Origin of the sequence: Methylophaga sp. UBA1464 (genome assembly GCF_002325665.1) — a bacterium.
GTDB lineage: Bacteria > Pseudomonadota > Gammaproteobacteria > Nitrosococcales > Methylophagaceae > Methylophaga.
In genome coordinates this window covers 1-22,355 of sequence record NZ_DCSO01000022.1, presented here as the reverse complement: position 1 = coordinate 22,355, position 22,355 = coordinate 1, and the positions used below count along the sequence as shown (strand labels likewise).

Here is a 22,355-nt window from a genome sequence, read left to right as displayed (position 1 = left end):
AGAGGCCACCAGATACTCCGAAGGCTGGTATTGATAGATTTCATCTTCGAGTAACACCCGTTTCTTGCCCTGCACAATAACGCACAAAGAAGGTGTATAAACGCTGGGCAATCGGTCGTTTATTTCATTGAGTTTTATGCAGTTCACGCCGGTTATTGCGGTGCTGTGAATGCCGTTACCTGAGGAGAATTTATCAATCAGGTTCGCAAGCTCTTTGCGTTGGGCTTCATTCATTTTCTAATTACCCCAATAAGTTACTGATGCTGATTATAGGCTGATGGTATTTTGGAAATATAGTGAGTTGTAGAAATAGGCAATTTTCCTGTAGCTCTGTGTATCCAAAATAAACAGCTTCCTCACTACCATTTGAATCGTCACTTAAAGACAAGTTCAAATGGAGATAACTAATGAAGAACGTAGAAAATAAAGTCGTTTTAATCACCGGCGCCAGCAGCGGGATCGGTGAAGCTACCGCCAAAGTACTGGCTAAAAATGGTGCGATTGTTGTGCTTGGTGCACGTCGAACTGATCGCCTTGAAGCCATTGTCCGAGATATCCAGCAATCAGGTGGTCATGCTGCCTATCGTGAATTGGATGTAGCAAATGCAGAACAGGTGAATGCATTTGTGACTTTTGCCAAAGATACCTTTGGTCGGGTGGATGTGATGTTTAACAACGCTGGCATTATGCCGTTATCGCCAATGCGCGCGTTAAAAACCAATGAATGGAACAACATCATCGATATCAATATTAAAGGCGTGTTGAATGGTATCGCGGCAGTCTTACCAATCATGGATCAGCAAGGCAGTGGACATATTATCAACACCGCTTCCACTGGAGCGCACACAGTTGGTCCCTCCTGTGCTGTTTACTGTGCCAGTAAATATGCGGTTCGAGCCATCAGTGAAGGCTTGCGTCAGGAATCAAACAATCTGCGTGTCACTGTTCTTTCCCCAGGTGTTACCACTACTGAACTTGGCCACGACATTACTGATGAAGCTGCCGCTGAATTTGTTGATCAGCTTCGCAACACGTCGTTAAATGTCGAAGCCGTTGCTGATGCCGTTTTGTATGCCATTTCGCAACCTGACAATGTGGATGTGAATGAGTTGGTGATTCGCACTATGGCCTGTTATGGCCATGCCTTTTAAGCGTGGGGCTCAGGATGAAAACATTTCAGTACGTGACGGTGTTTGTCTGGTTTTATTTATTAAGTGGCTCTGTGATGGCAGAGCCGCTCAATCATAAACAGCTAGTCGAACAAGCTTTCAATCAATGGAGTCAGGGCACAGGATCGCCATTTGATTTACTCGAAGCAGATGCACAATGGACCATTATGGGGCCGACTGAGTCAGCCAAAACTTATAATCTATCTGACTTCCAGGAGATGGTGATTCAGCCATTTAACAAACGGTTGTCAACGCGATTAAAACCTACCGTCCATGCTATTTATCAGGACAGTGAAGAAATCATCATTTTGTTTGAAGCTGAGGCGACCTTGATCAATGGTGAAATTTATCGAAACAGCTATGCATGGTTTTTTACCATGCAGCAAGGAAAAGTCGTTAATGTCAGAGCAGTGCTTGATTTAAATGCTTACGATGCAGTGATGGCACTTGATGTTAACGATGACTGAAATAGACGTTTAATCTGACAAAACGGTGGTTTGGTCATTTCGGATATTACTTTCGTTGCAGAACATCGCTGATGTAGTCTTTGAGCTATATACTGAGTTTCTATTCGGGAACGACTGGCAGGTGGACAGGTCAGTATGTCATCGATAAAAATTTCAAAACTTAAACTCCCGATTGGATATCAGCGTTTTTATTCATGGACAGTTTCACGATTACACTTTTTATAAAGGTTTGATTGTCATGACAAAATACAAAAAAGCAGCAGAAGCCGTTGAACGTCTCTCTCCTGAACAACATTATGTGACCCAGCAATGCGGCACCGAACCACCATTTGATAATGCCTATTGGGACAATCACGAAGCCGGTCTTTACGTGGATGTAGTGTCGGGTGAGCCGTTGTTTGCATCAATAGATAAATTTGATAGTGGCACCGGTTGGCCGAGTTTTACCCGTCCGGTGCAGACCGAGAATGTCACCGAAAACTTTGATGAGAGTCTGGGCATGCGCCGTGTTGAAGTACGCTCAGTGCATGGTGACAGTCATTTAGGTCATGTCTTCCCTGATGGCCCCGAAGAAGCCGGTGGCATGCGTTATTGCATCAACTCAGCCTCATTACGATTTATTCCAGTGGATGAACTCGACATCGAGGGTTATGGTGAATTTAAAAAGCTGTTTTCAGAAACCTTAGGTGAAACAAAATGAGCGAGACAAATACCGAACGTGCCGTATTGGCCGGCGGCTGCTTCTGGGGTATGCAGGATTTGATTCGTAAACTACCCGGCGTGATCTCTTCACGAGTCGGCTATACCGGCGGCGATATTCCAAATGCCACTTATCCAAACCATGGCACCCATGCTGAAGGCATTGAGATCATCTTTAATCCTGAGCAGATTACTTACAGACAATTACTGGAGTTTTTCTTCCAGATTCATGACCCAACCACACCCAATCAACAAGGCAATGATCGTGGTATGAGTTATCGTTCAGCGATTTATTACACCAATGATGAACAAGCCGAAATTGCCAGGCAGACAATTGAAGACGTAAATCAATCTGGACTATGGCCCGGTAAAGTAGTCACAGAAGTCGAACCAGTTGGAGACTTCTGGGAAGCCGAACCCGAACATCAGGATTATCTGCAACATTATCCAACCGGCTATACCTGTCATTACATTCGGCCTGATTGGAAGCTGTCTTAAGAAAAGAATTGGTTTTAATGATTGATTCAGCCTCGACTCTATTCTAGAAATAATTTTTCTGATCAGTTGTTGCTCTTTTAGCAACAACTGATCGTTATTTTACAATTGGCCCCAACTCTTCAACCAACGTTAATAACTCTTTCGTTATAGCAATCAATTCATCCAGTAGCTGTGGTGTAATTTCCAGGTGACCTTCATATTCAGCCAGATTGCGTTGCTTGTGACATTTATCTAAAACTCGCCACTTACTAGTTGTCATTCCTACAGTATGTTCCAAACACTGAAACACCAGATAACGATTGTCTGAGCGGTATCCATGCCAACGCATCGCCGCCAGAGACAAAGCATGTGCTGCACCATAAGCTAATGAAAAACGACTATCGTCGGATAAGCTTTCCACATTGGCATCCTGCAAACGGCGTTTGGCAGAAATTACCATGCCATCAAACTCTTTTTGATCTGCAGGTTCTATTTTTAAATTGTTAGTTTTTACCAGCTTATCCAGATGCGCTAATGTCATTTTCTGATCCCTTCAGCCAAATCTTCGGTTGGTCCATTACCTTTGAAATAAATGCATTATCTTCCTGCCATTTCCGTTTGAACTGTTCTAATTCATAAACAGAAGGATTGATAGGTCGCGATAAAGTCTTTTCAGCGTCAACAAGACATTCCATCAAGTCCGCATAAGCCAACTTATCCGAAATAACCAGCAGATCAATATCACTTTTGGCAGTTGCCTCGCCCTTCGCGACGGAGCCATAGATAAAGGCACATAAAATCTTATCATTAACTGGCTTTAAAGCCTGACGAACTACATCAGCGACACCGAATGTCTTTGTTGCAATCGCCACCAGTTCATCAAATATCGGATTATCTCGGTTTGCTTGATAGTACTGTTGATTACCTTCTTTCGAACTATTCAATATTCCAGAACTAGTGAGTTTTTCCAGTTCTCGCGTAACGGTGCCCCGTCCTATCGCAGCCATGCGAACAATCTCGTTTGTATAAAAACTTTTATCAGGTTTGCCATATAACAAACCCAGCACACGTTGCTGTGTTTTTGTAAACAATGCTTCAGCGATGGAGGTAACTGACATATGACACCATTAATAAAATACCCAATATGGGTACTATAAGCCCCATATTGGGTATTTACAATATTGAATTAGCTCTTTAGAGAAAAAGAAATAACAGTGTATTTATGCAAAACAGATTCACACAATGCATCAATGGTATGAAAGTCATATATATTCACAATAGAACACAACATTTTAATTAGTTTAAAGCTGTTAAGTTGTGTTAAAAATAAGACAGTTAGTTGGAATAAACAGTTATGACAAATTTGATGGAAAACATTACATGGAACCAATAAGTACAGTAATCATCTCCGGAGTTATATACGACATGTTAAAGCACTCAATTAGCATTACAGGTAGTAACATAAAAACGAAATTAAGAGAATGGGTAATAGACGATGCACAATCAGAAAAACTTGCAACAGCTATAAACAGTTTAGATTTAAATGATGAAATGGGTGAAAAAGCTATTAATAAGCAATTAATGTCTTCCAATGAGGTAGTAACACTGCTTAGTCAAATTCAACCCAGTAACATCGTCATTACTCAATCGCACTCAGGAACAGGCGATAACGTTGCAGGCAATAAAATTATAAATAAATGAGTGAACAAGACTCAAAAAATATTGTAACCGTCAGTCAGAACCATTCTGGCCCAGGAGATAACGTAGCTGAAAAGCATGTATATTCGGCAATTTCTCCGACAGTTATTCAATCCACAGTAGAGGAAGTGCTAACGGAGATTAGACATCGCAATCCCAGATCCGCAAGCAATAAACTAAGAATATTAAGTTCCACCTCTCAACTGAACACAGAAGCTAAAGCACTTATAAGCGTCCTCTCAATATTAGTTGCGATAGCAAATCAAGATGAGACACCCCAAGGCTATCTAGTTGTTGAGTCCTGTCTACAAACAAAACTAGATGGGTTCTTCAGCGATATAGCAACATCAACCCAACTGCGGTTAGATATTCAAAATGAAAGAATTGATGATGCTGAGCGCCTTTATCAATCCACAGAAAATCTCGGTGAATACAGTAAGGAGGTTTTTTATGAGTTTCTTGCTCAAGAACACGAACTCGAAAACATTTTTGAGAATAACCGCCATCAATTAACAGAAATTACTTTATGCGGATTGACTCGTGGCTTTATTAGGCTTCAGAGCCATGCCAACTCCGTGAGAAGCAGTGAGAGACTCTTGTTGAGTTACTCCGGTTTCAATAGCAAAGTTTTGAACTTCATTGCGCGCTGTAATTATTTAGACTCTCAAATAACAACTCTGCATTATTGGTTAATAACAGCATCTGAAAGAAAACAGACTTTATTACTAGCTGATGAGTGCATCAGTCTGCTTGATGAATGTGGAGCCAACGACCACAGAATGGTATCCCAGGCCAAAGGTTTTTTGAGTTTTTTCACTGGCTCTTATGAGCCATTAGTTGACGCTTGCTGGAAACATATTAACAACATTGAAGCCATAGATATCGATTTTGGTCATCGGCTTCGTGGACTACGTGATAACAGTTTTGAAGGTCTTAAAGACCTCTCTTATGAAATAGAAAAAGCACATAAGGATTCTTCATATAAAGCCTCAATCATAGAGAGGCTAACCAAAAGTCATGAACTGTCGTCTTCCGAAGATTTAATACTTTTTATCAATATTGCAAATAGTACAACTATCAGAGAATGGATTAATAACGGGGGAGAGATATCAAGTGAAGATGAGCTAGAAAAAGAGTTCAACCAACTTGAACTATTATGTTATGCCAATGATGGTAGTCCTAAATATACTACCGCAATAACAAAAGCTGCTGACTCTTTGCTTTCTAAAATCAAAGAAGAACCTTGTAATCTAAATCCTCTACGGATAAAAGAGTTATCAACCATACTCCTTAGAGCAGGCTTGGCCACTCAAGTATGTGCACTATTACACCCTATGATCCCTAAAACAGATATCTGGCTTTCACCTATAGTAAAAATCTACATCAATGCACTTTTAGAAAGCCAACAACTAACAACACTAGACAGAGTTTTCTCAGCGATTAATTCAAACGACTGGTGTGAGTTTCTATGGCAAGCAAAAGCAAGGGAGCTTGACTATCTGAACGAGCTGGATAAAGCAGTCTCAGCGATGAAGAAGGCTCTCGAACTATCACCGAAATCACTAGGAATCTGGGATTACCTAATTTATCTATTGAAGCGTAAAAATACCGAGCTAGCTTCATATCAAGAATATTTGAACAAAATACCAACCGAGATACTTGCTAAACCAAATGAGCAGTCATCAAGGCTATTATTTGAATTGGCTGCTAATGGTCATTATGGGATTGTGGAGAATACCATTGTAAATTGGTTTATTGATGATCCAATAAATTCAGCAATACCCATCACTAACTTTCATGTAAATGAATCCGCTATAGCAGAGGATAATGCCACTAGGCCAATATTAGAGTCGACAAAGAATTGTCTTACCGGATTTCGCTATAGCCTTGATGGAAAAGATACTACGAAGCTAATTGTTCATGGTACAGAATCAAAGCATTCTTCAATTATCAAATACTCCTCACCGCTTGCTCAGCAATTACTCAAGATGGACATCGGTCAAACAGTGCAGTATCGCGCGTACGATTTAACTGTGTTGGAAAAACTACCTCCATATGTTGCTGTATTTAGATTATCTCTTGAAATTAGGCATACCACTAACGACGGCAGCGATTGCTTTTATAAATTCTCTCTGCCCGAGGATCCAACTGAGATGATGTCGAGCATAGAGAAAAAGATGATTGCTCTAGACAATCATGAAAAACAAGAGGAATTTTACAAAAACCCAGCGTATCCACTTTTTTTAAAAGGTCATTTACTAGGCAATGATTGTGCGGTTCTTTCAGCCTTAAATCAGCTGACATCAAAAGTATCAGTTAAGCCCTCCCTCCCAAGTATCGGAGTCGAACAGCCCGACACAATAATCCTAGATGTGTACTCCGTAGCCTATCTTGCTCTAACTGGACTAATACATGGACTAGAACGCAAACAAATTAAAGTAGTTATTACGGTTGAGACGCAAGCCTATCTGGAGCACTTTCTAGAAAATGTGAATCGCAAGAACTACATGCGAGCAGGTGTAAATGATGAAGGTAAATTATGGTTCATTACCGCAGATGACATCAAGAAACAAACAGAAAATGTGCAGCGTGGAATAAAACAAATTCTCAAAATAGCGCTCATCGGTCAACCCCATCTTGCAGATATTCCCCCTGACATAATAAAGATTAAAGAGGCTGTTGATCTATCAGTATTTTCCAGCTTAAAGTTATCGATAACAAATAACATTCCTTGGCTATGTATTGATGAAGCTTTTGCACAATTGGCACACAAGTCAAACTACCCTGTAGTTAACGCGTTTAATTTTTTTAGCCAACTTAGTCTTAGCTTGGACATTGATACGAAATTACCCGGTCTTTATCTTCATGTTACAGGAGGTCTTCCTTACCCATTGACATATGATGATTTGTTACAGATGAGTAACGCACAAGATACTTTATCTCACTATTATTTATCCGAAATTTTGAGAATGTATCCTGGTGCCTATCCAAATAGTGACTCAGCCATACAACATTTACACAAGATAATTTTATTGGCCCTAGCTAGGGCTTATGAGGATGGTGTTTTTATTAATGGATTTAGCGAGAGTAACCCGGGTAACAATGGATATGCTGTGCGTTTATTTAATACATGCTGCTACACAACAATACAAATACAAGACGGAGAAGAAGCCGAACGTAAACTGGCTAAGCTCCTATGTACGGTTATTATTACAGCGAAAGGCAATCCTTTAATTTGTAAACTAGTAAGTCGGCTAGGCACACAGTTTATTTCGGGACATTTTTTGTGTTTCGATACTGTCAATGGGTATATAAGAAAACTATTATACGATTGAGAAAATTGATAAATTTCGCCTTACCAAGAATGAGAATTAAATAAAGTCAGTGGTCCATGCTGGGTTCGTGCTTTCTAAATAATATTTCTATTATGCTTCACCATCGTTTATCGCAATATATGACACAACACAATGAGATAGTTTTTCACGCTCACTAACTCGCTATTTTGAGAATTCGTTCTGTTAAAAGATTTTTTTGAGAAACGGTCATGTGCAGATGTTTCTGGGCACGGGTCATGCCCACATAGAGTAAGCGGGCATCAGCATTGATATCTTCGTGCTTCAATTGGCTTATGCCAACGATTACTACGGCAGGAAATTCTAATCCTTTACTACTATGAATGCTCATGACAGAGACACTGTCTTTTGTCGGATTATAAGCCTGTTTAGTATCTTTTGAGCCTAACCAGGAATAGGGAATTCCGTGTTGATGTAACGAATCAGCAATTATTTTCCCCTGATACTTAGCAGCGAATAAAATAGCCATATCTCGCCACTCTCCTCCCCGCTGATGCCATTTTTTTATACAAGTTATGGTATCGCTGATTTCGTCTTGCCATTGTTTGAGAAAATGCACAGTGGGTCTTTCACCGTGTATGCCAGCGGCTTCTGGCTGGATCAAAGGAATGTCAACATCATCGTGGCTTGCACCGAAATATTCTTTGGCAAAATCGTAAGCAAACGCCAGTATTTCTCGGGTGTTTCGATAATTTAATTTTAAAATTGTACTTCGGCCTTGGGCTTGAATCCCAGTGCTGGCTAAACTAAAGCTCAAAGCTGATTTTTTCTTATAAATTGATTGAGCATCGTCATAGAGTAAGAGTAACGAATTGGTTTCGGGATCAATCATCTGAACAACAAGTTTTAGCCAATCTGACTCAAAATCATGGCCTTCATCAATCATCACTGCGCTATATTGTGCGCGAGGAATATCATCCTTAGTAACGCCATTGATAACCGAAATGACTTGTCGTTCCCAATAGGGCTCATCTCCCGGTAGAACATCTACATGATAGGTTTTTAACTGCTGGCTGCACCAATCATGGAAATGATGGACATTCACTTTGTCGGAAATGCCTTTGCTCACCATAAAGCTTCGCAGTTTTGCTGCAAGCGTAATATTGAAACACAGTACAAGAATAGGTTTGTTGGTCAATTTAGCTAGTAATTCAGCACGATAGCCGAGTATCAAGGTTTTACCCGAGCCTGCTACCCCATGGATAACCCGGTGCCCCTCTCCCAAGCTTCGAGCTAATTGCTCTTGTTGAATATCCATAATGCGGATGATGTCTGGAATCTGTTCACTCAGCGTCGACAGGTCCTCAGGTGTATCAGGTTGATTAGAAGGACTGCCAAATAAATTTTCCTGGCTAGGTTGAGAAATGCGTACTTCAGGAAATAAATGCCACCGGATTCGATCAATTTGAGGCAAGGTGAGTTTGGTTTGAAACTGATAGGGAAACATATCCCAAAGTCTTTTTTGGAATTCTTCTGGATCGACTGACTCTGTCATTTCGTCTTTGTAAATCATCAAATGATCAGGTAGTAGCTTTTCTCTGTATTCAGTTGGAATAGCTGCTTCTATTTGATTACGAGTGATATTGGTAAACACAACGCCATGGGCATATGGCGTGACTAAATTGCCGTCATACTTTGAGCCTTGCTGCCTTAATTCTTTATCCGCTTCTAATAGACGAATTCCTTGGTAGGCATACTGGCGGACTTGCACGAAGGGATTTGGGACGGTTTTCAAGCCATTAATCGTTAGTAACTCTACTGTTTCCTTGCTGATCTTTTTTATGCTTGAAGCTTTCCAGTCTTTTACTTCGAGAAACAATAAGCCTCGGCTTGGGTGCAAAATTATAAAATCGGGATAGCGCCGCTTTTTTCCTATTGGAATGTCATACCAGCAAAGATAGTCATCCTCTAGAAAGTTTCGCAGACGTGTAGCAAGCCGCTTTTCACCAGATGTCATTCTGGATAAAACTTCTCGACTTAGACTGGGGATAATCTCTGCCAATGCAAAATCCTTCTATCCGGTTCATTCCGGTCCATTTTTAACTGTATTAATCTTAAACAATACAGTTTTGGTTGACTATCAATTAACAAACCAAAATGAGGAAGAATGTTTTTATTCAATTATTAGTTAAATTAAATTTTAAAAAACATTCTTAACTTCATCTTTTTACGGAGTATAAACCACTATTGTTGAGAATCTATGGGTTGAGTTCGCAAAAATAGGTTTTGAGTAGTGCAGATGTATAGGTTTACTAAATATCTTTCCGTTTAAAAGTCGTTCTTGATTGTCCGACTTTAGTTTGGGAAATCCAATCAGCCAATATCCCTTAATCAATTGTTTCGTATTAATGAAAATGATGTCTATCTAGGCAGAATATTTAACAGCTGAAATTCAAAATCTTGTTTGGCTGCTCTGAGATCTTCATTGTATTTTCCATTGCGAGGAGTCAGTCGCAGATAGTCTTTGAGTATCAGTCGGCTACGGTATTTTTTATACGTTTGTAAATACGGAGATATTTGCTCAAGCAAACTAAGTGCTTGCCGATTGTAAATGGCATAAGTGAAGCTCGGGGAATGATGCGTTTTTACCGTTTTCTTTGTAGTGATTTTCCCTGCCCCCACCACTTCAAGCACATACTCTAAAAGATATTTTTCTGTGCTACTGATGCTTACAGCTAATTGCCGATTTTCGTTTTTATGTTTTCGACATAATGTGATGGTACCTTCACCATCAATCAGTCCAGCAATGTAGGCAGCGATCGGTGGGGTAAGTTGTTTAGTCGTTTTATAGATAGCCATCCTTGGTTCTCCAAACTGATTAACATGCTTTGCATAATAATGAGTTAAATCCCTTTAATTCAAGCTCAGAGCCCAGAAACAAAAAAACCACCCGAAGGTGGTTGTTTTGACTATATGGTGGAGGCGGCGGGACAGTGACTCCTGAATTTTCATTCAGGCCTGGACTATTCCTTCATCTGATATCGCTATCAGATGGAGAGCGTTTGTGAGTATCGGTTTTATCTTCTACCCACCCTAGTATTCCATTGAGATAACTCTCTTTAGGAACCTATGAGTCTCTAGCCGGCTTACTGGTTTCCCATTGACCGGACGGCGTTGGCATAGAACCCCTGTTCCTTAGCGTCCACCGTATGAGCTCTCTTTTTCCAATGGGGATCACTCCCCATGGCGACCATTTTACTAATCGAACCCGCGTCCGCGAATCCTCTGCCTTCAGCTCTACATGCTTATTTCATCTATTAATTTAACTTCAAGCTACCCGATGAACAGGGAAAACTAGAAGCGATCTTGTTAGGTTTTAGTCTATCAGTACCAAGCATACGTCAAGACGATCTTGTGAGAGTCGACGCCCGATACCAGACGCACAAGCACGGATCTGGTCGGACGGCATTCACTGGTTATTAAGCAGCTAGTGCGTAGTTGTTATCGTTAGCAACTATATTTTTCCAATCTTTTTTACGAGAAGAACTGGAGTACTCGGCATGCACCTTAGGTTTCGTAACCCACGTCGAAGCCAGGTCGCCCCCAAAGGTTTGTTGTACGTTAGTCATTATACGGATTTTAAAGTTCCGTGACGATCTCTTTAAATATTTTTAAACAGTCTTTCTTTATCACGCTGCCAGTCACGTTCTTTCATGGTGGCGCGTTTGTCGTGCATTTGCTTACCTTTCGCCAAAGCGATCTCGATCTTGGCTTTGCCACGTTTCCAGTACATATTCAGCGGAATCAAGGTGTAACCTTTTCGCTCAACTGCGCCAATCAGCTTATTTAACTCATTACGATTGAGCAGCAGTTTTCGATCGCGTTGCGGTTCTGGAACAACATGAGTCGAAGCCGTTTTTAATGCGGTGATTAAGGCATTCGCTAACCAGGCTTCGCCATGTCGAATCAGCACATAGCTGTCACTGAGCTGTGCTTTGCCTTCACGTAAGCTTTTGACTTCCCATCCTTCGAGCACCAAACCCGCCTCGAATTTTTCTTCAATAAAAAATTCATGACGCGCTTTCCGGTTACGAGCGATAGTATTGTCGTTTTGTTGAGGTTTATTCTTTGTGGCCATCGCGGCATTATACATGTGCATATTGCTACTTGGCTTGAGCATTTTTGTAATTTCGCCCAGAATCGAGACTATTTATCTCTTATGAGTGTGATATGGATAGACCGTTAAAATCAATTCACGGAGAGTGGACATCACGCTGGGCCTTTATTCTTGCAGCTACCGGCGCAGCGGTTGGCCTGGGAAATATCTGGAAATTTCCTTATATCGCCGGTGAATATGGCGGCGGTGCATTTGTTCTGGTTTATCTTGCCTGTATTTTTGCCATCGGTGTTCCGATTATGATGGCGGAAATTCTCATTGGTCGACGGGGTCGACAAAATCCATTTAACAGTCTGGCCAGTCTGGCCGAAGAAGAAAAAGCCTCTCCCCTCTGGAAATATCTTGGTTTTGGCGGTGTATTAGCTGGCTTTTTAATCCTTTCCTATTACAGTGTGATTGCCGGTCAGGCAATAGCTTATGTTCCCCGTTTATTATTTGGCGTTTTTGAGGGTGTCACACCCGATGGGGCGCGCAATCTGCACCTGGCACTGGTTAAGGATCCGGAAAAACTGTTGGCCTGGCATACCATTTTTATGATGCTGACTATGCTGATTGTCAGTCGTGGTGTACAACGCGGCCTGGAAAAATCAGTACGGTTTTTGATGCCTGCTTTATTTCTGATTTTGTTGGTCTTAGTAGGATACGCTTATCAAACGGGGGTTTATTTTGATCAGGCTGTAAACTTTCTTTTCAAACCGGATTTTTCCAGACTTACAACTGAAGGCATATTAACTGCAATGGGACATGCGTTTTTTACGTTGAGTCTCGGAATGGGAGCCATTATGGTCTATGGCTCTTACCTGCCGAAAAAAACCTCTATTTTTAAAGTCTCACTGGCGATTTCTTTTATGGATACAGCCGTGGCCATTCTGGCTGGATTGGCCATTTTTCCACTGGTGTTTGCCAATGAAATGTCTCCCGGTGCCGGGCCAAGTTTAATCTTTGAAACGTTACCCATTGCTTTTGGACATATGGATAACGGCGCATATTTTGGTGCTTTGTTTTTTTTATTACTGGTTTTTGCTGCGTTGAGTTCAGCAATTGCATTAGTCGAGCCAGTGGTCACCTGGTTAGTGGAAAACTTTGAGATAAAACGGCTTAACGCCTGCATTTGGGTGGGTATATTGGTATGGTTACTCGGACTGTTGAGTCTGTTCTCTTTCAACGTATTAAAAGACTGGATCTGGCTGGATATGACCGCATTTGAGTTGCTGGATTATCTGACTGCCAATATTATGTTGCCTTTGGGCGGCATGCTCATTGCGATATTTGCTGGATGGATCATGTCGCAACGCAGTACTCAGGAAGAGCTGGGGATTAAATCCAACCTGATTTATCACGAATGGCGCTTTTTGGTTCGCTATGTTACGCCAATAGCGATTTTTATCGTGTTCGTGAGTTTGACAGGTGTATTGGATTTCATCTTTTGATTATTTTCATTAGAGGTCAACAGAAACACTAAATGACGACTATTACGCGCAGTTCGCTGGTAATGTATACGCCGGATCAGATGTTTGATCTGGTCAACGATGTAGAGGCTTATCCGAGTTTTCTGCCCTGGTGTCGTGGCAGTAAAATTATTAGTAAAAACGATAAAGTGATTTGTGCCACGCTGGATATAGCTAAAGGGGGTATTCACCATGAGTTTTCTACCCGCAATACCCTGCAACATGGTGAGTCCATTCGTATTGAGCTGATTGATGGTCCTTTTCGTCATTTAGAAGGATTCTGGCAGTTCAGCCCGATTGGGGATAATGAAGGTTGCCGTGTGCAGCTGGATATGGATTTTGAATTTTCCACCCGTCTATTGGATCTGGCTTTGGGCCCGGTATTTACACAGATATCCGGTTCATTGGTCGAAGCTTTTTGTGTACGCGCCAGGGAAATTTATGGAACACGCTAACGCTGAATTGATTACCGTCGAAGTGGCTTATGCACTGCCCGATGAGCAAGTGATTTTGTCGCTTGAAGTACCGGATAATACTTCGGTCGAACAGGCTATTAAACGGTCTGGGATTCTGGAACGTTATCCACAAATAAATATGGATAGCGATAAAGTCGGTATTTTTGGCAAAATCTGCAAGCTGGATGCCAAGCTCAGTAACAAAGATCGAATAGAAATTTATCGACCCTTGATTGCCGACCCGAAAGAATCACGCCGTCAAAAAGCTGAAATGCAAAAGAAAAACAAAGCCGCTGAAGCTGCCAATGATTAATTCTGCTCTAACCATTCCAATTCAGCATCACTAAAGCCCGCCTGTTTGCGGGCTTCAATATGAAATGGCCCGCGTATCTCACCATTAAAATAAGTTTTTAATAATGTCGTGAAAGTTGATGTCGGTTCTAAATCACGTTGTTCACAGAGATAATTAAACCAACGGGTGCCTATCGCTACATGCCCTATTTCTTCTCGCAAAATCACTTCGAGAATTTCCACCGCAGCCAGATCGCCACTGGCGCGCAGTTTGTTCATCATACCTGGCGTCACATCCAGCCCCCGTGCTTCCAGAACCCGGGGTACCAAAGCCATACGAGTTAACGGGTCATGATGTGTTTTCTGTGCCATTTCCCATAAGCCATCGTGGGCTGGAAAATCACCATAGGCATACCCGGCCTGTTGTAAATGTGCTGACAACATGGAAAAGTGCTTGGCCTCTTCATCCGCAACCTGCAACCAGTCTCGATAATAATCCTCCGGCATATCCTTAAAGCGGGCGATGGCATCCAGCCCCAGATTGATCGCATTAAACTCGATATGACAAATGGCATGAATCAGCGTGGTGTGGCCGGTTTGCTGATTATTACGTCGCCGCGGTAAAGCACGTGGCGAAACCAGTTGCGGTGTTTCAGGTCTGCCTGGAATAGCAGGAACATCCAGAGAGGTATGATGAATAATATATTCGTGCTGACGACAATCTTCAGCCAATTGTCTGGTTTGACGAGCTTTTTCCGTTGCATCACAAATTAACAGGCATTCCAAAGCCCGTGCACGTAAATCAATTTTTGAATCAGCCATCCATTCGTACTCTTGGATCAACAAAGGTGTAAGAAATATCGGTCAAAAGTAGCCCTAAGATATACAAGACTGAACCTAGAAAAACCATGGCTCTCACAATGGCAAAATCCTGGGCATGAATGGCATCAATCGTATAGCTGCCAAGCCCCGGTATGCCGAAGAAAGATTCCAGGATCAGGCTGCCCATAAACAAGGTCGGTATCACCACCACAGCGCCGGTTAAAATCGGGATCATCGCGTTTTTCAGTACATGCTGAAATAACACACGAATTTCCGACAAGCCTTTGGCTCTGGCGGTTCGTACATAATCCTTGGAGATTTCCTCAAGGAACAGTGTGCGATACCAGCGTGACCCCGAACCTATACCGGAAATAATGCCAATGGCGACAGGTAACAGCAGAAACTTGAGGGTATTAAGCCCTTCACCAAAACCGGATATTGGCACCAGTTGCATAACTTTACCAATTAAGAATTGCCCGGCGATGATATAAAACAGACTGGAAATCGACATAAGCACCACACACAGCACTACCCCACCCAAATCCACATAAGTGGCACGAAAGAACACCATCATCAGCGCGAAAGTGATATTCACCAGCAAGCCGACAATAAATACCGGAATAGCAATCGCTAGGCTTGGCCACATGCGTGTTTTGATATCCTGCCCGATATCACGTCCATCATCAGCCTGACCAAACTGAAAGCTGAACAAAGCCAATGATTTATCAAAGAAGATGGTATCCGTGAATTTTTCAATACCCTCAGCCGAGTCATTCCATAGCAGATCCCGATCATAGCCGCGCTCCTGTTTCCAGGTAGTAATGGCCTGCTCGGTAATATAGCGTTCCCCCAACTGCATTCGTGCCATATCGTCGGGTGTATTGACCATAAAAAACAACGCAAATGTCAGTGCATTAACGCCCAGTAAAATGGGAAAAGCATACAAAATACGACGGATAATATAGGCCAGCATAATTGCCTCAGACACTGATAAAACATTCTGGATTAGGTCATAACGGATTATGGCTTTGACAGATGTTGGTTCAGTCAGGTTACAAATTAAAGGAAAAACATTGTAACAGCGCAACCCTCAACTGGGTTATGAAGCAATTGGTTTCTTTGACAACTATTAATGATTACTATGGTCACACCGTTAAGCAATTTAGGAGAGTGGCATGGCAAAAACAGCAATGGATCTCGTTCAGGCAGCTAAAGCTGCTATACAACAAATCAGCGTTTCTCAGTCGCAACAAATGCTGGACGATGACAGTATTGCACTGGATGTTCGGGAACCGGATGAATTTGCGATGGGCCATATTGCTGATGCCAGACATATTCCACGCGGTATGCTGGAGTTTTCAATTGCCAGCCACCCTGACTTTCAGGACAAAACGCGTCCCATCATCGTATATTGCAAGTCTGGTGGACGGAGTGCATTGGCAACCGCAACATTGCAACAGCTTGGTTATACCAATGTGTACTCAATGATTGGAGGTTATGATGCCTGGAGTGCCGCATCGTATGATGATGAATAGAAATTAGAGAATATTGTTTGGAGGGGGAAAACATGTACACACGCTTTTGGGTAATTATCACTTTAATGATGGTCAGCTTGTCAGCCATTGCAGCTGATACGCAGATCATGGTTCGTGCTAAAGCCGTGGATTCGAAATTTATTGGCACCAGTGTTGGTGGTATTCGAGTCATTGTAGAAGATGCCGAAACGGCTGAAATTCTCGATCAGGGATGGATAAATGGTGGTACAGGCGATACCGCAGTGTTAATGGAAAACCCGATAAAACGCGGCGAACCACTGACAAATGATAAAACAGCTGGCTTTTTAGCCAATGTGAAGATTGATGCACCAAGATTATTACGTTTCAAACTGATAGGTCCTTATGGTTATCAACAAGCCTATCAGGAAGCCAGCGTCACCAGTTGGGTGGTTCCCGGTAAGGATATTTTAGGTGATGGCATTGTTATTACTATGACCGGCTTTATTGTGGATGCCTGGACTCGGGTACTGGAAGACGGCCAAGTGGATATTTATACCAAAGCCTCTTTGTTATGTGGCTGTCCAATTACCAAAGACGGACTATGGCAAGCCGATAATTATGAAGCGAAGGCTATCATCATGCGTGATGATGAAAACATAGATGAAGTTACACTGGATTTTACTGGCCCAACTGGCATGTTCAGCGGCAAAACCAGGATTACTGAACCAGGTCATTACAAAGCCGTTGTGTATTTATACGATGCTAAAACGGGTAATGTCGGGGTGGATAGATCGATGTTCGAGATTCCGGAATAACCTTGAGTTTGATCGATGTTTTTCTGTAACAAATTGCGTTTTAAAACGTCTGTTTATTATCGCAATCTAAAAAGAGTAACAGCATGAGAACACAAGGTTACGCCGTTGATGGGGCTGGTCTGGGGTTAAGGCGAAGCTTTGTCGACGAAATCATGCAGCTGAATCACCCGCCTATCGACTTTATTGAAGTCGCACCGGAAAACTGGATGGAAATGGGTGGACGACTGGGCAAAAAACTGCGTGCCTTCAGTGAACGCTTTCCAATGTTATGCCATGGACTATCGTTATCCCTTGGTAGCCCTGCGCCATTGGATGAAGCGTTTGTAAAACGTATCAGACAATTTCTCGATCAACATCAGGTTCGTCTCTACAGCGAGCATTTGAGCTACTGCAGTGATGATGGTCATCTGTATGATTTAATGCCAATACCGTTTACTGAGGAGGCAGTGAAGCATGTTGCTGACCGGATCAGCCGGGTGCAGGATATTCTGCAGCGCCGACTGGTTATCGAGAATGTTTCATATTATGCCGCACCGGGGCGGCAGATCGACGAAATTGAATTTATCAATGCGATTCTTGAACAAGCGGATTGTGAGCTGTTGCTGGATGTGAATAACGTCTATGTGAACAGCATTAATCATAGTTATGATGCCAGAGCGTATATCGAAGCCATTAACACTGACCGTATCGCCTATCTGCATATTGCCGGGCATTACAATGAAGCGGAAGATTTGATCATTGATACCCACGGCGCGGATGTGATCGATCCGGTCTGGCAATTACTGGATCATACTTATCAGCAACATGGTGTTATCCCCACCCTGCTGGAACGCGATTTTAATATTCCTTCGCTCAGCACCTTATTTGACGAAGTCGCTCACATTCGCAACATGCAATCACAATATCAGTCTGATCATGTCGCAAGCGCCTGATTTCAAAGTAACTCAGCAACAATTTACCGCCCACATTCGGAATCCGGAGTCGGTTGCCGAACCGGCCGATGTTGAATCTCGACGGATGGCAATCTATCGACGTCTGATTTATAACAATATCGAAAGTTTTCTAAGCAGTGCCTGTCCGGTCTTAAAACAAATCCTTGGAGTTACGGCTTGGCACAACCTGGCAGCTGATTTTATTCGTCAGCATCGCTGCAAATCACCACTATTTAATGATATTGCGCGTGAGTTTGTCAGTTATCTGGAAGCGCATCCTCAGCAATATCAAACCATGCCATTTATCGCAGAACTGGCTCATTATGAATGGGCTGAACTGGCGTTGAGTATTGCCAGTCCGGATTTTGCAAAACGCGAGCTCAATGATCAGGAAAATGCGCTGCAACTTTCTCTGCAGCGTTCTCCCCTTAGCTGGACATTTGCCTACGATTATCCTGTGCATCAAATCGCGCCGGAAAATCTGCCGGACAAACCAGCTGAGATGCCGTTTTTTCTGCTGTTATATCGAAATGCAGATGATCAAGTGAAATTTATTGAGCTTAACCCCGTCAGTGCACGGTTACTTGATCTACTTGATAGTGGTCAGACTGGCCAGCAAGCTGCTGAAGCCATTGCTGACGTATTGCAGCATCCTCAGCCCGAAACTGTTTTACAAGGGGCAAAACAGTTGATTGAGGACTGGCTGGAACGCGGGATTGTCATTTAACAAAATCAATGTAAATTTGAACACAAAAAAAACCGGGACAAGCCCGGTTTTTTTTGTCAATGAAACAAGTTCAGTGTCTAGTTGGTAGCAAGCTCAATCGCTTCCGCAGCCAAACGGGTAATTTCATCCCAGTTTTCTGCTTCAACCAGATTCGCAGCACACATCCATGAACCACCTACACAGCCGACATTTGGCAAGCTGTAATAGTTTTTAACGTTTTTCTGGCTGACACCACCGGTTGGGCAAAACAGGATTTGTGGAATCGGCGCACCAATTGATTTCAACATTGGGACACCACCAGCAGCTTCGGCCGGGAAAAATTTCATCGCCGTGATACCACGTTCCAATAAACGCATGGCTTCACTTGGATTAGCAACACCCGGTAATAATGGCACGCCCGTTTTTAAAGCGGCTTCGATCAGCGTATCTGTTGTGCCCGGACTGACAATAAATTCCGCACCGGCATCAATCGCGGCATTTAAGGTTTCAATATTGATAATAGTACCGGCACCGACAATCGCATCAGGCACTTCCGCTTTAATACGACGAATGGATTCCAGTGCTGCATCAGTACGCAGGGTAATTTCGAGTACTTTCAGACCACCTTTCACCAACGCATTGGCTAACGGCACCGCATGTTCAACATTGTTGATAACCATCACCGGGACAATCGGTGAAACTTGCATAATTTCGTGAATCGTTTTGCTCATAAAAAAAGATATCCCTAATTCTGTTGGATAGATTATTCAACGTTGAACATATTAATGGCGCCTTCTTCAGCTGAAGAAACACCGGCACGGAAGCTGTCGAACAATTCACGGCCGCTACCGTAATGATGTTCAGTATTGGCCATCATGCAGGATAAGCGGGAATTAAACTCTGCTTCATCCACCAACACATTCATAATGCCATTTTCAGTATCGAGATGAATAATATCGCCGTCTTTGATTCGGGTCAGTGGGCCACCATCAGCCGACTCAGGACACATTTGAATCGCGGATGGGACTTTACCGGAAGCGCCGGACATCCGACCATCAGTAACCAAAGCGACTTTGAAGCCACGATCCTGCAAGACACCAAGCGGTGAACTGAGTTTATGCAGCTCCGGCATGCCATTGGACTTTGGTCCCTGGAAGCGTAAAACCACAATAACATCTCTCTCCAGTTCACCATTCTTGAAGGCTGCAACCGCATCATCCTGATCGTCAAATACCAATGCCGGAGCTTCTACAACACGATGTTCGATATCGACGGCTGATACTTTGGATACGCCACGTCCAAGATTACCTTGAATAAGATGTACACCACCGGATTTGGCAAAAGGCTGCTCAACGGTGCCAATAACGTCTTTATCCAATGATTCTTTCGGACCTTCCTGCCAAATCAATTTGCCATCGATTATTTTTGGCTCCTGACTGTATTGCTTCAGGCCTTTTTCATTACCGACAGTAATAATATCTTCGTGTAATAAGCCCTGGGATAACAACTCCTGAATCAACACGCCCATACCACCAGCAGCCTGGAAGTGATTTACATCAGCGCTGCCATTTGGATAGACACGGCTTAATAAAGGAATGATATGCGACAGACGATCGAAGTCGTCCCAGTTGATCAGAATACCGGCGGCACGGGCAATAGCCACAATGTGCATGGTGTGATTGGTTGAGCCACCGGTGGCCAGTAGCCCGATAATGGCATTCAGAATCGCTTTTTCATCAATCATATGACCGATTGGACGATAATCATCACCCAGCGCAGTAAATTTCAGTACCTGACGTGCTGCTTCTTTGGTCAGTTCATCCCGTAGCGGCGTATTGGGATTGATAAACGTTCCGCCGGGTAAATGCAGCCCCATGATTTCAACCATCATCTGGTTACTGTTCGCTGTACCATAGAAAGTACAGGTACCTGGGCTGTGATAAGACTCTGATTCTGCTTTAAGCAGTTCTTCACGACCGACTTTGCCTTCAGCAAACAGCTGACGAATGCGAACTTTTTCTTTATTCGGCAAACCGCTTGGCATCGGACCAGCCGGTACAAAAATCGTCGGTAAATGACCAAAGCTCAAAGCACCAATCAATAAGCCCGGTACGATCTTATCGCAGACACCCAGCATCATTGCCGCGTCAAACATATTGTGGCTAAGGCCAACTGCAGTGGACATCGCAATAACATCACGGCTGAACAATGACAGATCCATACCCGGGTAGCCCTGAGTAATACCGTCACACATGGCCGGAACACCACCGGCAAATTGTGCAACACCACCGGCTTCATGGGCAGCTTCTTTAATTAGCGGTGGAAAGTCTTTGTAAGGTTGATGCGCTGAGAGCATATCGTTATAAGCAGAAATAATGCCGATATTGGCTTTTTTGTTGCCTGCCAAATCACTTTTTTCTGTGGCAGCGCAGGCAGCAAAGCCATGCGCCAGATTGCCGCAGCCTAATGTCAGACGATGAGGTCCTTGACCTGCAGCTTCGTCAACACGGGCAAGATAGGCCGTACGTGTTTTTTTACTTCGTTCGATCACTTCGTTAGTGAGCGAGTCTAAAACCGGATGAACCATAAAATGAGTCTCTCTTTCGTTTACTTGTAATGTCGAAGTAGCGGGATTCGAGGCTGCGTGGTTGCAGCAGCGTTAATCCATCAGAAATTTTTTATTCAGACAAAGCATTATAGTCCTTATCACTCTTTTTCGCACTGTTTACGGGCTTTTATCATCTTATTAATCAATTCTCTGCATTCCAATATCTGCGTGTATTACTTCGCAAATCGCAGATTTACGCCAATTTGGCAGGAAGATAACCCAGATGACCATGGGTCATTATCACGACCTGATTCATACTCCGAAACAAACAAACTTACAGAATGCGATAGCAAAACATGACAACAAGAGGATTTTCCAGCAGAGCTTCGGTATCATGTGACGCTATTTTTCATCGTTTTATCGATGATGTATCGCTCTAATTAGTCAGGTAAAGAAAATGACTGAAGGTAAACGCCTCCGTCAGGTGAAAAGCTTTGTAAAACGCGAAGGTCGGTTAACACCCGGCCAACAAAAGGCATTAGATTTTTTATGGCCGAAATTTGGCATAGAAGCTGATGGTCAGCAAATCGATATGGCAAACCTGTTTGGCCGTGATGCGGCGGTAATATTTGAAATTGGTTTTGGAAATGGTGCTTCACTGGTTGAAATGGCCTTGCAGCAACCAGATAGCAACTTTATTGGTGTTGAAGTACATCGTCCGGGTGTCGGTCAACTGTTAAAAGCCATTGAAGAAAACCATCTGACCAATTTGCGGGTAGCCTGTACCGATGCGGTGGAATTACTTAAAAACCAGATTGCTGATAATGCTCTGCTACGGGTACAGCTTTTTTTCCCCGATGCA

General features: G+C 42.8%; 24 protein-coding genes and 1 other RNA gene. 14 read left to right on the top strand and 11 right to left on the bottom strand.

Annotated features, from left to right (window positions below; translation table 11 throughout):
* The coding region (locus B3O33_RS02280; RefSeq protein ID WP_292362843.1) for an AraC family transcriptional regulator at positions 1-234 on the bottom strand (234 nt) is incomplete at its 3' end.
* A 173-nt stretch (positions 235-407) separates the two neighbouring features.
* Here B3O33_RS02280 and B3O33_RS02275 point away from each other — a divergent pair.
* The 4 genes from B3O33_RS02275 to msrA all read left to right on the top strand — a co-directional run bounded on the left by B3O33_RS02275 (position 408) and on the right by msrA (position 2,833).
* Positions 408-1,151 (top strand): SDR family oxidoreductase, encoded by a 744-nt coding sequence (locus B3O33_RS02275; protein ID WP_292359088.1) that lies wholly within the window; start codon positions 408-410, stop codon positions 1,149-1,151.
* A gap of 14 nt (positions 1,152-1,165) precedes the next feature.
* Positions 1,166-1,636, top strand: coding sequence for a nuclear transport factor 2 family protein (locus tag B3O33_RS02270; protein WP_292359087.1), 471 nt, complete (start codon positions 1,166-1,168; stop codon positions 1,634-1,636).
* 238 nt (positions 1,637-1,874) lie between these two features.
* Positions 1,875-2,336 carry a peptide-methionine (R)-S-oxide reductase MsrB gene (msrB, locus tag B3O33_RS02265; RefSeq protein WP_136553543.1) on the top strand — a complete coding sequence of 154 codons (462 nt, stop codon included), beginning with the start codon at positions 1,875-1,877 and terminating at the stop codon, positions 2,334-2,336.
* Complete coding sequence (msrA, locus tag B3O33_RS02260; RefSeq protein ID WP_292359084.1) at positions 2,333-2,833, top strand: peptide-methionine (S)-S-oxide reductase MsrA; 501 nt, start codon at positions 2,333-2,335, stop codon at positions 2,831-2,833. Before msrB ends, msrA begins: the two co-directional genes overlap by 4 nt.
* A gap of 94 nt (positions 2,834-2,927) precedes the next feature.
* On the opposite strand, the gene B3O33_RS02255 is transcribed toward msrA, so the two are convergent.
* Both B3O33_RS02255 and B3O33_RS02250 read right to left on the bottom strand, forming a co-directional pair.
* On the bottom strand, positions 2,928-3,353 hold the full coding sequence (locus tag B3O33_RS02255; RefSeq protein WP_292359082.1) for a hypothetical protein: 426 nt from the start codon (positions 3,351-3,353) through the stop codon (positions 2,928-2,930).
* A complete protein-coding gene (locus tag B3O33_RS02250; protein ID WP_292359080.1) occupies positions 3,331-3,930 on the bottom strand; it encodes a nucleotidyltransferase domain-containing protein in 600 nt (199 codons plus the stop codon). The genes B3O33_RS02255 and B3O33_RS02250 overlap by 23 nt, the downstream gene beginning before the upstream one ends.
* Positions 3,931-4,129: 199 nt before the next feature.
* Here B3O33_RS02250 and gapS6a point away from each other — a divergent pair, with 199 nt between their 5' ends.
* A complete protein-coding gene (gene gapS6a / locus B3O33_RS02245) occupies positions 4,130-4,513 on the top strand; it encodes a GapS6a family protein (protein WP_292362842.1) in 384 nt (127 codons plus the stop codon).
* Positions 4,510-7,845 carry a GapS6b family protein gene (gapS6b, locus tag B3O33_RS02240; RefSeq protein WP_292362841.1) on the top strand — a complete coding sequence of 1,112 codons (3,336 nt, stop codon included), beginning with the start codon at positions 4,510-4,512 and terminating at the stop codon, positions 7,843-7,845. Before gapS6a ends, gapS6b begins: the two co-directional genes overlap by 4 nt.
* A 154-nt stretch (positions 7,846-7,999) precedes the next feature.
* Here the strand turns inward: gapS6b and B3O33_RS02235 are convergent, their stop codons facing one another.
* The 4 genes from B3O33_RS02235 to smpB form a co-directional block, all read right to left on the bottom strand.
* The gene (locus B3O33_RS02235) at positions 8,000-9,865 is read right to left on the bottom strand and encodes a 3'-5' exonuclease (protein WP_292359074.1); all 1,866 of its coding nucleotides are present in this window, start codon (positions 9,863-9,865) and stop codon (positions 8,000-8,002) included.
* 359 nt (positions 9,866-10,224) lie between these two features.
* Positions 10,225-10,662, bottom strand: a complete 438-nt coding sequence (locus B3O33_RS02230) for an LAGLIDADG family homing endonuclease (protein ID WP_292359072.1) — start codon at positions 10,660-10,662, stop codon at positions 10,225-10,227.
* Between the two features lie 400 nt (positions 10,663-11,062).
* Positions 11,063-11,400: a transfer-messenger RNA gene (gene ssrA, locus B3O33_RS02225) on the bottom strand.
* Between the two features lie 64 nt (positions 11,401-11,464).
* Positions 11,465-11,956, bottom strand: coding sequence for an SsrA-binding protein SmpB (gene smpB / locus B3O33_RS02220; protein WP_292362840.1), 492 nt, complete (start codon positions 11,954-11,956; stop codon positions 11,465-11,467).
* A 77-nt stretch (positions 11,957-12,033) separates the two neighbouring features.
* Here smpB and B3O33_RS02215 point away from each other — a divergent pair, with 77 nt between their 5' ends.
* The 3 genes from B3O33_RS02215 to B3O33_RS02205 are packed head-to-tail and all read left to right on the top strand — an operon-like array spanning position 12,034 to position 14,196.
* Positions 12,034-13,410 (top strand): sodium-dependent transporter, encoded by a 1,377-nt coding sequence (locus tag B3O33_RS02215; protein ID WP_292359070.1) that lies wholly within the window; start codon positions 12,034-12,036, stop codon positions 13,408-13,410.
* A 32-nt stretch (positions 13,411-13,442) separates the two neighbouring features.
* Positions 13,443-13,883, top strand: coding sequence for a type II toxin-antitoxin system RatA family toxin (locus B3O33_RS02210; protein ID WP_292359068.1), 441 nt, complete (start codon positions 13,443-13,445; stop codon positions 13,881-13,883).
* Positions 13,870-14,196 (top strand): RnfH family protein, encoded by a 327-nt coding sequence (locus B3O33_RS02205; RefSeq protein WP_292359067.1) that lies wholly within the window; start codon positions 13,870-13,872, stop codon positions 14,194-14,196. Before B3O33_RS02210 ends, B3O33_RS02205 begins: the two co-directional genes overlap by 14 nt.
* On the opposite strand, the gene B3O33_RS02200 is transcribed toward B3O33_RS02205, so the two are convergent.
* Both B3O33_RS02200 and B3O33_RS02195 read right to left on the bottom strand, forming a co-directional pair.
* Complete coding sequence (locus tag B3O33_RS02200; protein WP_292359066.1) at positions 14,193-14,996, bottom strand: ferritin-like domain-containing protein; 804 nt, start codon at positions 14,994-14,996, stop codon at positions 14,193-14,195. The two genes, B3O33_RS02205 and B3O33_RS02200, sit on opposite strands and share 4 nt — an antisense overlap.
* The gene (locus B3O33_RS02195; protein ID WP_292359286.1) at positions 14,989-15,969 is read right to left on the bottom strand and encodes an ABC transporter permease; all 981 of its coding nucleotides are present in this window, start codon (positions 15,967-15,969) and stop codon (positions 14,989-14,991) included. The genes B3O33_RS02200 and B3O33_RS02195 overlap by 8 nt, the downstream gene beginning before the upstream one ends.
* A 202-nt stretch (positions 15,970-16,171) precedes the next feature.
* On the opposite strand from B3O33_RS02195, the gene B3O33_RS02190 reads away from it, so the two are divergent.
* From B3O33_RS02190 to B3O33_RS02175, 4 genes are all read left to right on the top strand, one after another.
* Positions 16,172-16,531 (top strand): rhodanese-like domain-containing protein, encoded by a 360-nt coding sequence (locus tag B3O33_RS02190; RefSeq protein WP_292359064.1) that lies wholly within the window; start codon positions 16,172-16,174, stop codon positions 16,529-16,531.
* A 32-nt stretch (positions 16,532-16,563) separates the two neighbouring features.
* On the top strand, positions 16,564-17,307 hold the full coding sequence (locus B3O33_RS02185) for a hypothetical protein (RefSeq protein ID WP_292359062.1): 744 nt from the start codon (positions 16,564-16,566) through the stop codon (positions 17,305-17,307).
* A gap of 83 nt (positions 17,308-17,390) precedes the next feature.
* The gene (locus tag B3O33_RS02180) at positions 17,391-18,239 is read left to right on the top strand and encodes a DUF692 domain-containing protein (RefSeq protein ID WP_292359060.1); all 849 of its coding nucleotides are present in this window, start codon (positions 17,391-17,393) and stop codon (positions 18,237-18,239) included.
* Positions 18,223-18,966, top strand: a complete 744-nt coding sequence (locus tag B3O33_RS02175; RefSeq protein WP_292359058.1) for a DNA-binding domain-containing protein — start codon at positions 18,223-18,225, stop codon at positions 18,964-18,966. Before B3O33_RS02180 ends, B3O33_RS02175 begins: the two co-directional genes overlap by 17 nt.
* A 77-nt stretch (positions 18,967-19,043) precedes the next feature.
* On the opposite strand, the gene B3O33_RS02170 is transcribed toward B3O33_RS02175, so the two are convergent.
* Together B3O33_RS02170 and edd are read right to left on the bottom strand one after the other, a co-directional pair.
* The gene (locus B3O33_RS02170) at positions 19,044-19,676 is read right to left on the bottom strand and encodes a bifunctional 4-hydroxy-2-oxoglutarate aldolase/2-dehydro-3-deoxy-phosphogluconate aldolase (RefSeq protein WP_014707368.1); all 633 of its coding nucleotides are present in this window, start codon (positions 19,674-19,676) and stop codon (positions 19,044-19,046) included.
* A gap of 32 nt (positions 19,677-19,708) precedes the next feature.
* Positions 19,709-21,532 (bottom strand): phosphogluconate dehydratase, encoded by a 1,824-nt coding sequence (edd, locus tag B3O33_RS02165; protein ID WP_292359056.1) that lies wholly within the window; start codon positions 21,530-21,532, stop codon positions 19,709-19,711.
* A 418-nt stretch (positions 21,533-21,950) separates the two neighbouring features.
* On the opposite strand from edd, the gene B3O33_RS02160 reads away from it, so the two are divergent.
* The coding region (locus tag B3O33_RS02160) for a tRNA (guanine(46)-N(7))-methyltransferase TrmB (protein WP_292362839.1) at positions 21,951-22,355 on the top strand (405 nt) is incomplete at its 3' end.